This is a genomic window from Paramagnetospirillum magneticum AMB-1, from assembly GCF_000009985.1.
Classification (GTDB): domain Bacteria; phylum Pseudomonadota; class Alphaproteobacteria; order Rhodospirillales; family Magnetospirillaceae; genus Phaeospirillum; species Phaeospirillum magneticum.
The window spans coordinates 157002-171032 of the sequence record NC_007626.1 but is presented as its reverse complement, the minus strand read 5'-3'; the positions used below and the strand labels follow the sequence as shown (position 1 = coordinate 171032).

The following is a 14031-nucleotide window of genomic DNA, read 5'->3' as shown; positions in this document are numbered from 1 at the left end:
CGCTGGGACACGCCGCCTCGGCATCCGATGGAACCGGCTTCCGTTTGCTCGACGGGCATGGATGGGGTAAGGGTTGCCCCATGAAGCGAGCCTCCTCCACCTCACCGCGCGCCATCGCCGTCGACCTGCTGTCCATGGTGCTGGACAAGGGCCGATTGCTCGACGACGTGCTGGACGATTCCCGCCTATCCCGGTTGGAAGACCGCGATCGCGGCTTCGTGCGCATGCTGCTGGGCACCACGCTGAGACGGCTGGGCCAGATCGACACCCTGATCGAGCATTGCCTGGACAAGCCCATGCGGGCCGGCGCCGCCGGGGCCGAACACGCGCTGCGCTTAGGAATCTGCCAGTTGCTGTTCCTGGACGTGGCGCCCCATGCCGCCATCTCCACCACCGTGGATCTGGTCAAGGGCTCCAAGCTGGCCGGTTTCGCCAAGCTGCTGAACGCGGTGCTGCGCCGCCTGGACCGCGAGGGCCGCGATCTGGCGGCCGCCCAGGATGCCGGGCTGCTCAACACGCCGGAATGGCTGTGGCGCTCTTGGGTCAAGGCCTATGGCGAGGACGGCGCCCACGCCATCGCCGCCGCCCATCTGATCGAGGCGCCGGTGGACATCACGGTGGCCGCCGATTCCGCCCTGTGGGCCGAGCGGCTGGAGGCTTCGGTCCTGCCCACCGGATCGCTGCGCCGCGCCGCCGGCGGCTCGGTCGCCGCCCTGCCCGGCTTCGACGACGGAGCCTGGTGGATTCAGGACGCCGCCGCCGCCCTGCCCGCCCGCCTGCTGGGCGACGTCAGGGGCAAGGCTGTGGCCGATCTGTGCGCCGCGCCGGGGGGCAAAGCGCTGCAACTGGCCGTCGCCGGAGCCGATCTCACCGCGCTCGACCGCTCGGCCAAGCGGCTGGTGCGCTTTACCGCCAACCTGAAGCGCCTGGGCCTGAAGGCCAAGGTGGTGGAAGCCGATGCCGGCGCCTGGACGCCGCCCGCCCCCTTCGACGCCATCCTGCTGGATGCCCCGTGCTCGGCCACCGGCACCCTGCGCCGCCACCCGGACGTGGCCCGGCACAAGAACCCGGCCGAGGTGATGAAGCTGGCCGGCGTCCAGGCCCGCCTGCTGCAGGCGGCCATTCCCATGCTGAAGCCGGGCGGCACCCTGGTCTACTGCACCTGTTCGCTGGAGGCGGAGGAAGGCCCGGAGCAGATCGCCGCCCTGCTGGCCGGAGGCGCGCCGCTCAGGCGCGTCCCCATCCGCCCCGAGGAGGTTGGCGGGCTGGCCGAACTGATCACCCCCGAGGGCGATCTGCGCACCCTGCCCTGCCATCTTGCCTCGCAGGGCGGCATGGATGCATTCTTCGCGGCGCGTTTGGAGAAGGTTTCATGAAGCGCTTCGTCCTCATCGACCGTGACGGCACCATCAACGTCGAAAAGCACTACCTGTCCGATCCCGACCAGTTGGAGCTTTATCCCGGCGTCGGGCGCGCCATCCGTCGCCTGAACAGGCTGGGCCTGGGCGTTGCCGTGGTCACCAACCAGTCGGGAATCGCGCGGGGCTATTTCGACCTGGAGCGTCTCGATCAGATTCACGACCGCCTCTACACCCTGCTGGAAGCCGAGGGCGCCATGGTGGACGGGCTTTACCTCTGCCCCCATGGCCCCGCCGACGACTGCACCTGCCGCAAGCCGCTGCCCGGCATGGTGGAGCAGGCGGTGGCCGACCACCATTTCGACCCGGCCCAGGCCTTCATGATCGGCGACAAGGAAGTGGATGTGGAACTGGGCCATGCCGTGGGAGCCGTCAGCATCCTGGTGCGCACCGGCCACGGCCCGAAATTCGTCGAAGGCACCAAGGCCGATCACGTGGTCGACGACCTGCCCCAGGCCGTCGCGGTGATCGAGAAGCTGCTGGCATGCGCATCCTCTTCCTGACCGAGAACTATCCGCCGGAAACCAATGCCGCCGCCACCAGGGTTTCGGAGCGGGCGGCTTATTGGATCAAGGCAGGACATCAGGTCACGGTGCTGACTTCGGCCCCCAATTTCCCCGGCGGCAGGCTGTTCGAGGGCTGGCGCAACGACTGGCGCCAGATCTCGGTGGTCGACGGCATCCGGGTGGTGCGGGTCAAGACCTACATCGCCCCCAACGAGGGCTTCGCCAAGCGCATCCTCGACTTCCTGTCCTTCATGGTGTCGGCCTTTATCGCCGGGCTGTTCGAGGCCAGGCCCGACGTGGTGGTCTCCACCAGTCCGCAATTCTTCGCCGCCGTGGGTGGCTGGGCGCTGGCGGCGGTGCGTCGCGTGCCCTTCGTGTTCGAGCTGGGCGATCTGTGGCCGCGCTCCATCACCGCCGTGGGCGCCATGAAGGACAGCCCGGTGATCCGCGCCATCGAGGCGCTGGAGCTGTTCCTCTATCGCCGCTCGGCCGCCGTGGTGGCGCTGACCCGGGCCTTCAAGGCCGACCTGATCGCCCGGCGCATCCCGGCGGAAAAGATCGCCGTGGTGATCAACGGGGTCGACCTGCCCCGCTATGCCCCCCGGCCGCGTGACGAGGCGCTGGAGGCCGAATGGGGCCTGAAGGACAAATTCGTCATCGGCTATGTGGGCACCCACGGCATGGCCCACGGCCTGATCAATGTCCTGGACGCCGCCCTGCGCCTGAAGGACACAGCGCCCCATATCCGCTTCCTGCTGGTTGGCAACGGCGCCGAGCGCCAGATGCTGAAGGACGAGGCCGCCCGGCGCGGTCTCGCCAACGTGGTGTTCGGCCCGCCCCAGCCCAAGGAGCGCATGCCCGCCGTGTGGTCGCTGTGCGACGTGGCGCTGATCCATCTCAAGGATTCGCCCGCCTTCGCCGAGGTGATCCCCTCCAAGATGTTCGAGGCCATGGGCATGGGCCTGCCGCTGCTGCTGGTGGCGCCAAGGGGCGAGGCCTCGCACATCGTCGAGGCCGACCGGGCCGGACTGTTCGTACCTGCCGCCGATCCGGACGGCCTGGCCGCCGCCGCCCGCCGTCTGGCCGACGATGCCGCAGAGCGCAAGACCCTGGCCGCCGCCAGCCTGGAAGCGGCCTCGTCCCATACCCGCCAGCGTCAGGCCGATCTATTCATCCGGGTTCTGGAACTGGTGGTTGCAGGCCGGGGCTCGGCCGAGGCCGGCACCATCGAGGGATGAGGCAGGCCATCTTTTGATTGACGCGGGGGGGCGGCTTTGTCCACAACCCCCTTTGCCAAGTGTTTGAGGAGCCTTGTTCATGTCCACCCCGTCGTCGCGGATCGCCGTCATCGGCCTGGGCTATGTCGGCCTGCCGCTGGCCGTGGCCATCGCCCGCCACTTCCCCACCATCGGGTTCGACATCGACCAGGGCCGCGTCGCCGAGCTGCACAAGGGCCTGGACCGTACCGGCGAGGTGGAGACCGCCCGTCTGCGAGCCAGCACCATGCGCCTGTCGGCCAAGGCCGACGACATCGCTGGCCAGGACGTCTACATCGTCACGGTGCCCACCCCGGTGGACAGCGGCAATTACCCCGACCTCAAGCCGGTGCTGTCGGCCTGCCGCACGGTGGGCAGGGCCATGAAGAACGGCGCGGTCGTGGTGTTTGAAAGCACCGTCTATCCCGGCGTCACCGAGGATATCTGCGGCCCCGAGCTGGAAAAGTACTCGGGGCTCAAATGCGGCACCGACTTCTTCCTGGGCTACAGCCCCGAGCGCATCAATCCCGGCGACCGCGAACACACCGTGGACCGCATCACCAAAGTGATCGCCGGCCAGACCCCCGAGGTGACGGCACTGCTGGCCCGGATCTACGGCTCGGTGACCACGGGGGGCGTGTTCCCCGCCGCCTCGATCCGGGTGGCCGAGGCCGCCAAGGTGATCGAGAACGCCCAACGCGACATCAACATCGCCTTCATCAACGAAATCACCATGATCTTCCAGAAGCTGGGGATTTCGGTCTACGACGTTCTGGACGCCTCGTCCACCAAGTGGAACTTCCTCAATTTCAAGCCGGGTCTGGTGGGCGGCCACTGCATCGGCGTCGATCCCTTCTATCTGGCCCAATGCGCCCAGGACAACGGCCATCACCCCGAGATCATCCTGTCGGGGCGGCGCATCAACGACGGCATGGGCGAGTGGATCGCGGAACGGGTGTCAGCCCAGCTTTCCGGTCCGTCGCGCATTCTGGTCCTGGGCCTGACCTTCAAGGAAAACGTCCCCGACCTCAGGAATTCCAAGGTGGTCGACGTGATCCGCGCCCTTCGCGCCCGGGGGCACTCGGTAGATGTTCACGACCCCTTCGCCGACCCGGCCGAGGCGGAGCACGAATATTCCGAGACCCTGATGCCCAGCCTGGACGGCGCCGCCGGTTATGACTGCCTGCTGGGCGCCGTGCCGCATCAGCCCTATGTGGCCTTTTCAGGCGAGAGCTTCACCACCCTGGTCCGTCCCGACGGGCTGGTGGCCGACGTCAAGGGCATGTGGCGCGGCATGGATATCCCGCAGTCACTCCGCCTGTGGCGGCTGTAGTCTTTGCGCATCCTGTTCATCACCGCCAGCCGCATCGGTGATGCGGTGCTGTCCACCGGATTGCTGGCCCATCTCGCCGGGCAGTACCCCCAGGCCCGCTTCACGGTGGCCTGTGGCGCGGCAGCGGCGGGATTGTTCGCCTCGGCCCCCTTTGTCGAGAGGGTCATTCCCATGGTCAAGCGCAAGCGCGCCGGCCACTGGATCGACCTGTGGCGGCAGACCGCCGGAACCTTCTGGCATCAGGTGATCGACCTGCGCGGGTCGGGCCTGGGCTGGCTGGTGCCGACACTGAAGCGCCGCATCATCAAGTCGTCGTGGGAGCCCAAGCACCGGCTGCTGCATCTCTCGGCACTGCTGGGCCTCGACAGGCCGCTGGCGCCGGTGCTGTGGTCCACCCCCGCCCAGGACGACGAGGCCGCCAGGCTGATGGGCGACGGCCCCATTCTGGCGCTGGGTCCCGGGGCCAATTGGGCTCCCAAGCAGTGGCCCGCCGAGCGTTTCGCCCAGTTGGCGACCCGCCTGACCGGCGAAGGAGGAATCTTGGCCGGAGCCAAGGTCGCGCTGTTCGGCGCCGAGGCCGAGCGCCCGGCCATCCAGCCGTTGATCGAGGCCGTTCCGGTCGAGCGGCGCCTCGACCTGATCGGCAAGGTGGATCTGGCCACCCTCCACGCCTGTCTCAAGCGGGCCAGCCTGTATGTGGGCAACGATTCCGGCCTGATGCACATGGCCGCCGCCTCGGGCCTGCCCACGCTGGGGCTGTTCGGCCCGTCGTCAGAGGTGTTCTACGGCCCCTTCGGCCCCCGTTGCGCCTCGGTGCGCGGCCCGCGCTCGTTCGAAGACATCTGCCACGCCCCCGATTTCAACCACCGCCGCCCTGACTGTCTGATGCTTGACCTGACGGTTGAACGCGTGGCCGAGGCGACAGCAGAGTTGCTCCGGGCCGGGATGGACTCAGAAACGCGCCAGGAGACTTCCATATGAAGAGCGAGCTGCCAATCATTCTCGCCGTCATCCTGTCGCTGGTGGCGATCTACGGCCTGCGCCCGTCCAGAGCCGGCTCCGGCTGGCTGAGTTCGTCAAAGATCTTCCCGGTCGTCTGGGTCCTGATCTTCCTCCTCCCGTACATGGCGTTCGGCCCATCCTCCTATCTCTGGATGGATGACGAGGGCGATCTGCTGGTTCCCTTTCACTATTACGTGGCCAACTTCGCCGATGGCGGCCAGTACTCCCATCTGCTGGGCGCCGGCGCCGATCTCAAGGGATCGTTCCTGATCGGCGGAGAGCTGATCTCGCCCGAACGCTTTCTGATGGCCCATTTCCCGCTGTGGATCGCCATCGCCGTTCACAAGGCCCTGACCTGTGTCTTCGGCTTTGCCGGAAACTACCTTCTGGCCCGCCGTCTCGGCGGACTGGACCGCCGGCCCTCGCTGGCCCTGGCGGCTTTCGGCACGGTCTTCTGGTTCCGCATGATCCTGGTGACCTATAGCACCGGGATGACCCTGTCCCTGATTCCCATCGGTGTTTACCTCCTGGTCGGGCGGCTCGGCCGCAGATGGTGGTGGGGCGGCGCCTTGGCCTATGCCGTCATGGCGGGGCTGTGGATGGTTCCCACCGAAGGGGCGCCGGCCATCTCCATCGCCGTGGTCGCCACGATGATCCTGACCAAGCGCTATGACTGGCGCCCGTTCGCAGGGATCGCCCTGGCCGGTATCGTCATCGGCGTCAATTGGAGCGAATCCATCTACGCAATGCTCCAGACCATGGGAGAAAGCATGCGGGGGAGCGATCAGTCCTCCGTTTCCACGGAAGCGTTGGACGTAATCCACGGCACCATCGTCGGCTATCTGTCGATGTTCACCAACACGGCGTGGCCGCTGGGGCTAGAAATTGCCCTCTCGCTCGCCTTTCTCGCCATTGCCGCCCCGAGGCAAGTCCCGCGAGCCCTCATCACCATGATTCTGCCGGTCTTCTTCATCGCCGGTTTCTTGCTGTTTCCCTGGACTGAGATCGGGTTGGCCGGCATCCGCAACTCTGGAACCCGCTATTTCACCTTCGGCGTGACCGGTACGGTCACCCTGGTGGCGGCACAAGCCATTATCGCCTGGAAGCGGCGCGGTTACGGCCTGGTCCCCTGGGTCATCGGCCGAGGGGAGAGCCTACCCGCCGCCCTGGCCCTGGTCGGCGCCTTTGCCATCCTGGGATGGAATGTCGGCTTTCAGATGATCAATCTCTTTTATCGTTCAGGCCAAGCTCACTATCACGTTTCAAACCTGAAGAATCCCACATGGTTCAATGCCTCGGACCCCGCCCGGGTGGTGTCTTTGCGCGCCTCCTATCTTCAGCCCGAGCCCGGAGTCGTATTGGCCTATAACCTGCCCTATTTCGATGCTTGGCTGAATTTGATGGACCCTCGCTTTTTCCGATATTGGGTCAATGGCGTGAATCCCCGTGATCCCACAGACCCCCGAATCGGCTATGACTGGGCGAGTGTGCGGGGCGGCGTTGTTCATGTCGAAGAGATGGTATCGCTGCCCCTTCTCGCCGCCGCCAACGTGGGCTATCTGGTCAGCGCCCTGCCCGTCACGGGGCAAGGGCTTGTGCTGCTGGACGGGCCTGACCGTCCGCAGTTGGAAAAGCCCAGCCGCTCCGGCGTATCCCCCATGGAATATTACCGCGACAGGTGGTCGCGAATCTTTGACCTGGGAAAGATGCATATCTACGCCCTGCCCGGGCGGCTGCCTAGGGTCTGGGCGGCAGCCGCGCTGCAGACCACCAGCAGCGCCGCCGGCAGCGCCGGCTTTCTCGCCGAGGTCGCGGCGGCGGCTCCTGCCCGCGTCGCCGTACTCAACGCGGCCCATGCGATGGCTCTTGGAAAAGCCGAAGCCCATGCCTCCATGACGGTCGGCCGCTTTGATCTGGTGCGCAACGGCTTCGAGGTGGACCTGGATGCGCCCGAGGGAGGCGTGCTGATGGTCAACGCCCTTGCCACCCGGCACTTTCGCGCCTGGGCCGATGGCAGGGAGCTCCCCTTTACCGAGGCCAATGGAGTCCAGACCGCCATCGCCGTCCCGGCCGGCTCCCGACATGTCAGCCTGTGCTATGGTCGGCGCCCCTTGGTCGCCACCACGGCAAAGGATCCCCGGGAATGCGGCCTAGCCGCCGCCCGATCGCCCTGACAGATCGCATCATCGCGGTCGCGTGGCAACACCGCGCCGGTCATCGCCCTTGGCCGCGGTGGGTCGGGCCATCTCGCTTGCCACAATGAGCCATCCGGGCTAGAAGTCAGGTTGCACAGTACTCTTGACACGAATAGCAGACCCGTGCCGAATTCGAAGCCTACCCGGATCACCGTCCTCGTCCCGGCCTACAATGAAGAAGCCACCATTGCGGGTGTCCTCGAGCGGGTTCGCGCCCAGCGCGTTCCCGGCATCGAACTGGAAATCGTGGTTGTCAACGATGGCTCCAAGGACCGTACCCGCGAGATTCTCGACGCGCGGCCCGAGCTTTACGATCAGGTGGTGCACCAGGCCAACGGCGGCAAGGGTGCGGCTGTAAGGGCCGGGCTCGGTGTGGCCACCGGCGATTTCGTTCTGTTCCAGGACGCGGACCTGGAATACGACCCCGAGGATTATGCCCGCCTCTTGAAGCCCGTGCGCGATTTCGGCGCCGACGTGGTGATGGGATCACGCTTTGCCGCGCCAGAATACACCAGAGTATTTTATTTCTGGCACAAGATCGGCAACTGGGCGATCACCTTCCTGTTCAACGTCCTGAACAACACCACCTTCAGCGACATCTATTCCTGCTATTTGTGCTATCGCCGCTCGCTGGTGGACGGGACCGCCCTGCGCACCGCCGGTTGGGAGCAGCACGCCGAAATTCTTTCCAAGGCCGTGGCCGCGGGCAAGGTGTTCTACGAGACGCCCATCTCGTATCATGGCCGCACCTATGCCGAAGGCAAGAAGATCAAGGCCCACCACATCATCGCCGTGTTCGCCACCATCATCCGCGAACGCTTCGTCCGCTAGGAGACGTCTTTCATGTCCCACGACCACTACCACGACATCGACCCGGTCACTGAAGAGGAAAAGCTCAGCTGGCCAGCCTTCGACCGGGTGGTCAAGATGGATAAGGCCTTCACCGACGCCCGCGGCACCATCCAGCCGCTGGTGGATAGGCTGATGAAGAGTGCCGTCCTGATCGAGTCCAAGAAGGGTTCGCTTCGCGCCAACCACTACCACAAGACCGACTGGCACTATTGCTACGTGGTGTCGGGCTCCATCGAATACTGGCACCGTCCCACGGGCAGCACCGAGGAACCCACCCGCATGATCGTCAAGGCGGGCGAGATGATGTTCACGCCGCCCATGGTCGATCACGGCATGGTGTTTCCCGAGGATTGCACCTTCCTGACACTGTCGCGCAATTCCCGCGACCAGGCCGCCTACGAGGCCGACGTGGTGCGCATCGATCTGCTGGCCACCGAGGGGCTGACCTCCTGGAAGCCGGGCGACAAGTAAGCCCATGAGCACCCAGCATCACCGCCGCCCCACCTGCCGCCTGTGCGGTGGCAAACGCCTGACCGAGGTGGTCAAGCTGGTCCCCACGCCGCCGGCCAACGCCTTCGTGCCGGCCTCGGAGCTGGACAGGGAGCAGGAGCGCTTTCCCCTCGACGTGTTCTTCTGCGAGGATTGCGCCCATGTCCAGCTGCTGGACGTGGTCGACCCGCGTGTCCTGTTCGAGCACTACGTCTATGTCTCGGGCACCTCGCCGGTCTTCGTGAGGCATTTCGAGGATTACGCCGCCTTCGTCATGGAGCGCTTCAAGCCGGTGGCGGGTGGTCTGGTGCTGGATATCGGCTCCAACGACGGCACCTTGCTGTCCTTCTTCCAGAAGGCCGGCATGCGGGTGCTGGGCATTGATCCCGCCCAGGAAATCTCGGCCGAAGCGACCGCACGCGGCATTCCCACCATCTGCGGCTTCTTCGGCGCCGACAAGGGGGCCGAGATCGCGGCCGCCCACGGCAAGGCCGAGGTGATCACCGCCAACAACGTCTTCGCCCATATCGACGACCTGTCTGGCGTGGTGGATGGGGTCCGCGGCCTTCTGAGCCCCAGCGGCGTGTTCGTTTTCGAGGTGTCCTACCTAGTGGACGTGTTCGAGAACACGCTGTTCGATACCATCTACCACGAACATCTGGACTATCACTCGGTCAAGCCGCTGATCCGCTTCTTCGCCGCCAAAGGCATGGAACTGGTGGAGGCCATTCGGGTGGGCTCGCATGGCGGATCATTGCGCGGCATCGCCCAGTTGAAGGGCGGCCCCCACGCGGTTGGTGCCTCGGTGGCCGAGGCGGTGGCGCTGGAGGAAAGGCTGGGCCTGGACAGGGCTGCCACACTCGCCAAATTCGCAGCCGATATCGAGGCGCTGGGCGCCGAACTGAACGCCGTGCTGAAATCCCTCAAGGCTGCGGGCAAGCGCGTCGGTGCTTTCGGCGCGCCAGCCAAGGCCACCACCTTGATGTATCATTTCGGTATCGGGCCAGAACTGGTCGACTTCATCATCGACGACAGCCCCCTGAAGCAGGGCCTGTACTCGCCCGGCATGCATATTCCGGTGGTGTCGTCGGCCGACGGCTTCGCGAAGAAGCCCGATTACCTGGTGATCCTGGCCTGGAACTTCGCCAAGGCCATCATCGACAAGAACGCAGCCTTCCGCTCTGGCGGCGGCAAATTCATCATCCCCATTCCCAAGGTCGAGGTCGTCTGATGGCCGAGTTTCTGCTGAAGTCCGATATCGCTGAAATCTGCGAGCGCCTGGGCGACACCGCCCAGGACTTCGCCGGCAAAACCGTGCTGCTGACTGGCGGTCGCGGCTTTCTTGGCCGCTATTTCATGGAGATCTTCGCCCATCTCAACCAGCACATCCTGAAGAAGCCGGTTAAGCTGGTCGCCGCCGACAACCTGATCACGGCGGGCAAGGAAGGCGCCAATGTCGCCGAGTATCCTCACACCGAGTTCATCCAGCACGACGTCATTCAGCCGCTGAAGTGGAAGGGCTCGCTCGACTACGTCATCCATGCGGCCGGTATCGCCAGCCCGTTCTATTACCGTGCCCATCCGCTGGCGACGCTGGAAGTGGCCATCACCGGCACGCGCCGCATGCTGGAACTGGCTCAGGAGCACAACGCCCGCTTCACCTTCTTCTCGTCCTCCGAGATTTACGGCGACCCGGACCCCAAGCACGTCCCCACCCCGGAAAGCTATCGCGGCCATGTGTCGTGCCAGGGACCGCGGGCCTGCTATGACGAGTCCAAGCGCGTCGGCGAGACGCTGTGCTACATCTTCCACGGCGAGCACGGCACCAAGACCAACACCATCCGCCCGTTCAACGTCTTCGGCCCTGGCATGCAGGAGACCGACTACCGGGTGCTGCCTAATTTCGCCAACCGCATCAAGGGCGGCCATCCGCTCAACGTCTACGGCTCGGGCAACCAGACGCGGACCTTCTGCTACATCACCGACGCCATGGTCGGCTTCCTGCTGGTCATCCTGCGCGGCGTGCCTGGCGAGGCCTACAATATCGGCAATCCCAAGCCGGAAATCTCCATGGTCGATCTGGTCAACCGCATTTCCGAGGTGATCGGCAAGCCGGTGGCCCACAATGTGATCGAGTATCCGGATTCCTATCCCGCCGACGAGCCCAACCGCCGCTGCCCCGACATTCGCAAGGCCAAGCTGCAGCTCAAATTCGAGCCCAGCGTCGACCTCAACGAAGGCCTGCGCCGCTTCCTGACCTGGGCCGACGGTGTCTATACCGGCGAGCAGTGACCCTGTCCGCCTCGCCCTGATCGGGGCGGGGCGCTGGGGCCGCAACTATATCCGCACCATCGCCGGCCTGCCGGGCGCGGCGTTGGTGCGTCTGGCCAGCTCCAACCCGGAAAGCCATGTTCTGGCACCGCCCGGCTGCGTGGTGGACGCCCACTGGCGTACCTCCATTGCCGCCCCGGAGGTGGAAGCGGTGATCGTCTCCACACCACCCGCCAGCCATGCCGAGATCACTTTGGCGGCCATCGCGGCCGGAAAAGCGGTCCTGGTTGAGAAGCCCCTGACCCTGGACCTGGGCGAGGCCGACGCCATCGCCCGTGCCGCGCGCGAAGCCGGGGCCATGGTCTGGGTGGAACATACCCAGTTGTTCAATCCCGCCTGGACGGCGCTGAAGGCCGCCCTGACCTCCATCGGCCCCATCCGGGCCATTCGTTCCGAAGCCGGCAATCACGGCCCCTATCGCAAGGGCGGGGTTCCCATGCTGTGGGACTGGGGCGCCCATGACATCGCCCAGACCCTGGATCTCATGGGCCGCGATCCGAACCGCGTCTCCGCCGCCTGGGCGGCGCGGGGCGAGAAGGAGGGCGGCGATTCCGGCGACGTCACCCTAACCCTGGCCTTCGATGGAATCGAGGCAAGGATACGCCTGTGCAACACCATGGACAAGGCCCGCCGATTCGCTGTTCACGGAGAGCGGGGCGTGCTGTTATTCGACGACACGGCCGCCGACAAGCTCACCCGCCATCCGTCCTGTCCCGACTTCGGCTGGCCCGCGGGCAAAGGCGATACTCTGGCCATCGATTCCGAGATGCCCCTGGCGCGGGCCGTTCGCCTGTTTGCCCAGGCAGTACGCACGCCCCGACCCGGCCCCAGTCCCCTGGACCTGGGATTGCGGGTGGTGCGGGCGCTGGCGGCCTGCGGTTAGATTTAAAAGTCGGGCTAGCTATTGCCCCTATAGCCGGGCCAGGACCTTCAACCAGTCCCACCACCACGCGCGCGACGCTTGGGCGTATTGTTCGGCGAACTGACGTCGTGCCGCCTGCACCTCTGAATTCCGCCACCACCCCTGAACATTCGACCACACCTTGTTGATATGGGCGGCGGCCGTTGCGGGATCATGGTGAAGTATGCCCACGTCGCGCAGGCGCTGAAACAGAGGCTCGGCTTGGCGGGACAGCGGCCAAGCCTCCGCCTGCCACAGGAGCACCGTCGGCGTGTCGGCGGCCATGGCGGCAAGCATGGTCGTGACGGGATGGTCAATCACGACCAGACGACAGGACAGCAGGGCGTCGTTCAAATTGCCGTCAACCAGCAATAGATTGGGATAAACGGCGCGCAGGTAGTCCTCATCCTTGAGGACCTCCGGCTTGCGACGGTAAGGACGGTAGTGGACGGCGCCCCTGACAACCGGGTCGAGACCGGCCAGGAAATCCAGCTTGAATCTGCGGTAGCTCAGATAGTGCTGTGGCTTGGGTAGCCAGCCTAGCCGTATGCCGTGTACGAGCATCGCGGTTCCGACCATCACCAAACGACCCTGCCGTTCGTGATGACGCCCAACCACGGCCGACAGATCAGGCGACGGCGCGGGAACAAATTTTCCGGCATAGTCCTCCTGCGCCGTCCATCCCCAGGTCAGGAAAGCGTGATAGGGATATTCGGTTTCGGCCCCCACCATCATGGCGCGGGCCGTGCCGTAGACCCCGCCGTGCTGCACGCTGACCAGCCGCTCACCCTTCTCGTGCGCCATGGCCTGCACGACTCGCCGATAATCCTCCTCGGTATCCAGAGCGTCGACCAGCAGGCGTCCGGGATGATAGGAGAAATCCCGCGCATACCTCTCCAGGTCAGAGAACCCCCCTCGCAGGGTCGCCGGCAGCATTTGCTCAAGTACCCGGCCCAGAATTTCCAGAAATACGGGGGGAAACAGGGCGAAAGCCCCTTCATCTTCCGCCCGGTAGAAACACCGGGCCGTCCGGCGAGGCAGCATGGCAACCCATGCCGACAGCAATATCCGGTGAAGGGCCGAGGCCCCCGGAACACTATCCACCGGCAGGCGCCCTAACAGGCGGCGCAACACGGACATGGTTTCCAGTGGGGATCTGGCTTCTGGCTGGCTGGGCCATGGCGGAGCGGCCACAATGGTCTGCACCCAGGCTGGTGGAGCCAGGTGAGACACAATCTTCGAAACAATGCGGAAATCGATCGCCGGGTCAGCGAAGCTCTCGATGAGCCCAGCCGTCTGGAGGATGTGCCAATCCCGGTCACAGTCGGCACACAACTCCACCCTTAGCCGCCGCTCGCCATGCAATCGGATGACTGCGTCGACTTGGCAGTAGCGCTGCCACAGGGGGGGCACGCAGATGGCCAACCACTTCAGCAGAAGAACGCGCCAGAAGCCCAATCCGTATTCCCGGCTGTGCCGCCGATTGAGGCGAGCCGCCCAGGGTGCGACGAGGGCGCTAGCCAGACGGCGGGCGTTCCTATCGGCCTCCACCCAACTGTCCTGCGTTGGGAACGGATCAGCGAAGGGTAGGTCTTCCCAGCCGGGATGCCGGTTCTCCACTCCGGCAAAGCACCACGGGCCAAGAGCCACATCATGAGCCGGATCAAAGTCATCCGGCACTGTGGTCAGAATCAGGCGGCCCTCAGCCGGCACGGCTAACATCCGTACCGCCAGATCGCGGTCACGGT

12 protein-coding genes are annotated in these 14031 nt (G+C 65.4%); 11 read left to right on the top strand and 1 reads right to left on the bottom strand.

The features are described 5' to 3' along the window. Positions 1 to 80: 80 nt before the first annotated feature. From AMB_RS00745 to AMB_RS00695, 11 genes are all read left to right on the top strand, one after another. Positions 81 to 1376, top strand: coding sequence for an RsmB/NOP family class I SAM-dependent RNA methyltransferase (locus AMB_RS00745; RefSeq protein ID WP_011382594.1), 1296 nt, complete (start codon positions 81 to 83; stop codon positions 1374 to 1376). Beyond that, on the top strand, positions 1373 to 1921 hold the full coding sequence (gmhB, locus tag AMB_RS00740) for a D-glycero-beta-D-manno-heptose 1,7-bisphosphate 7-phosphatase (protein ID WP_011382593.1): 549 nt from the start codon (positions 1373 to 1375) through the stop codon (positions 1919 to 1921). The genes AMB_RS00745 and gmhB overlap by 4 nt, the downstream gene beginning before the upstream one ends. After that, on the top strand, positions 1903 to 3162 hold the full coding sequence (locus AMB_RS00735) for a glycosyltransferase family 4 protein (RefSeq protein ID WP_011382592.1): 1260 nt from the start codon (positions 1903 to 1905) through the stop codon (positions 3160 to 3162). The genes gmhB and AMB_RS00735 overlap by 19 nt, the downstream gene beginning before the upstream one ends. Before the next feature lie 79 nt (positions 3163 to 3241). Next, positions 3242 to 4513 (top strand): nucleotide sugar dehydrogenase, encoded by a 1272-nt coding sequence (locus AMB_RS00730; protein WP_043743041.1) that lies wholly within the window; start codon positions 3242 to 3244, stop codon positions 4511 to 4513. A gap of 3 nt (positions 4514 to 4516) precedes the next feature. Beyond that, entirely contained in the window at positions 4517 to 5494 is a 978-nt protein-coding gene (locus tag AMB_RS00725; protein ID WP_043743040.1) for a glycosyltransferase family 9 protein, read from the top strand. Beyond that, positions 5491 to 7689: a hypothetical protein gene (locus AMB_RS00720; protein WP_011382590.1), complete on the top strand. Its 2199-nt coding sequence runs from the start codon at positions 5491 to 5493 to the stop codon at positions 7687 to 7689. Before AMB_RS00725 ends, AMB_RS00720 begins: the two co-directional genes overlap by 4 nt. A gap of 144 nt (positions 7690 to 7833) precedes the next feature. Continuing rightward, entirely contained in the window at positions 7834 to 8541 is a 708-nt protein-coding gene (locus AMB_RS00715) for a glycosyltransferase family 2 protein (RefSeq protein WP_011382589.1), read from the top strand. 12 nt (positions 8542 to 8553) lie between these two features. Further along, positions 8554 to 9033 carry a cupin domain-containing protein gene (locus AMB_RS00710; protein WP_011382588.1) on the top strand — a complete coding sequence of 160 codons (480 nt, stop codon included), beginning with the start codon at positions 8554 to 8556 and terminating at the stop codon, positions 9031 to 9033. Between the two features lie 4 nt (positions 9034 to 9037). Then, complete coding sequence (locus AMB_RS00705) at positions 9038 to 10282, top strand: class I SAM-dependent methyltransferase (RefSeq protein WP_011382587.1); 1245 nt, start codon at positions 9038 to 9040, stop codon at positions 10280 to 10282. Further along, on the top strand, positions 10282 to 11343 hold the full coding sequence (locus tag AMB_RS00700; RefSeq protein WP_011382586.1) for an NAD-dependent epimerase/dehydratase family protein: 1062 nt from the start codon (positions 10282 to 10284) through the stop codon (positions 11341 to 11343). Before AMB_RS00705 ends, AMB_RS00700 begins: the two co-directional genes overlap by 1 nt. Continuing rightward, on the top strand, positions 11321 to 12265 hold the full coding sequence (locus AMB_RS00695; protein WP_011382585.1) for a Gfo/Idh/MocA family protein: 945 nt from the start codon (positions 11321 to 11323) through the stop codon (positions 12263 to 12265). Before AMB_RS00700 ends, AMB_RS00695 begins: the two co-directional genes overlap by 23 nt. 27 nt (positions 12266 to 12292) lie before the next feature. On the opposite strand, the gene AMB_RS00690 is transcribed toward AMB_RS00695, so the two are convergent. Continuing rightward, a complete protein-coding gene (locus tag AMB_RS00690) occupies positions 12293 to 14005 on the bottom strand; it encodes an LIC12162 family transferase (protein ID WP_011382584.1) in 1713 nt (570 codons plus the stop codon). Positions 14006 to 14031 lie beyond the last annotated feature (26 nt).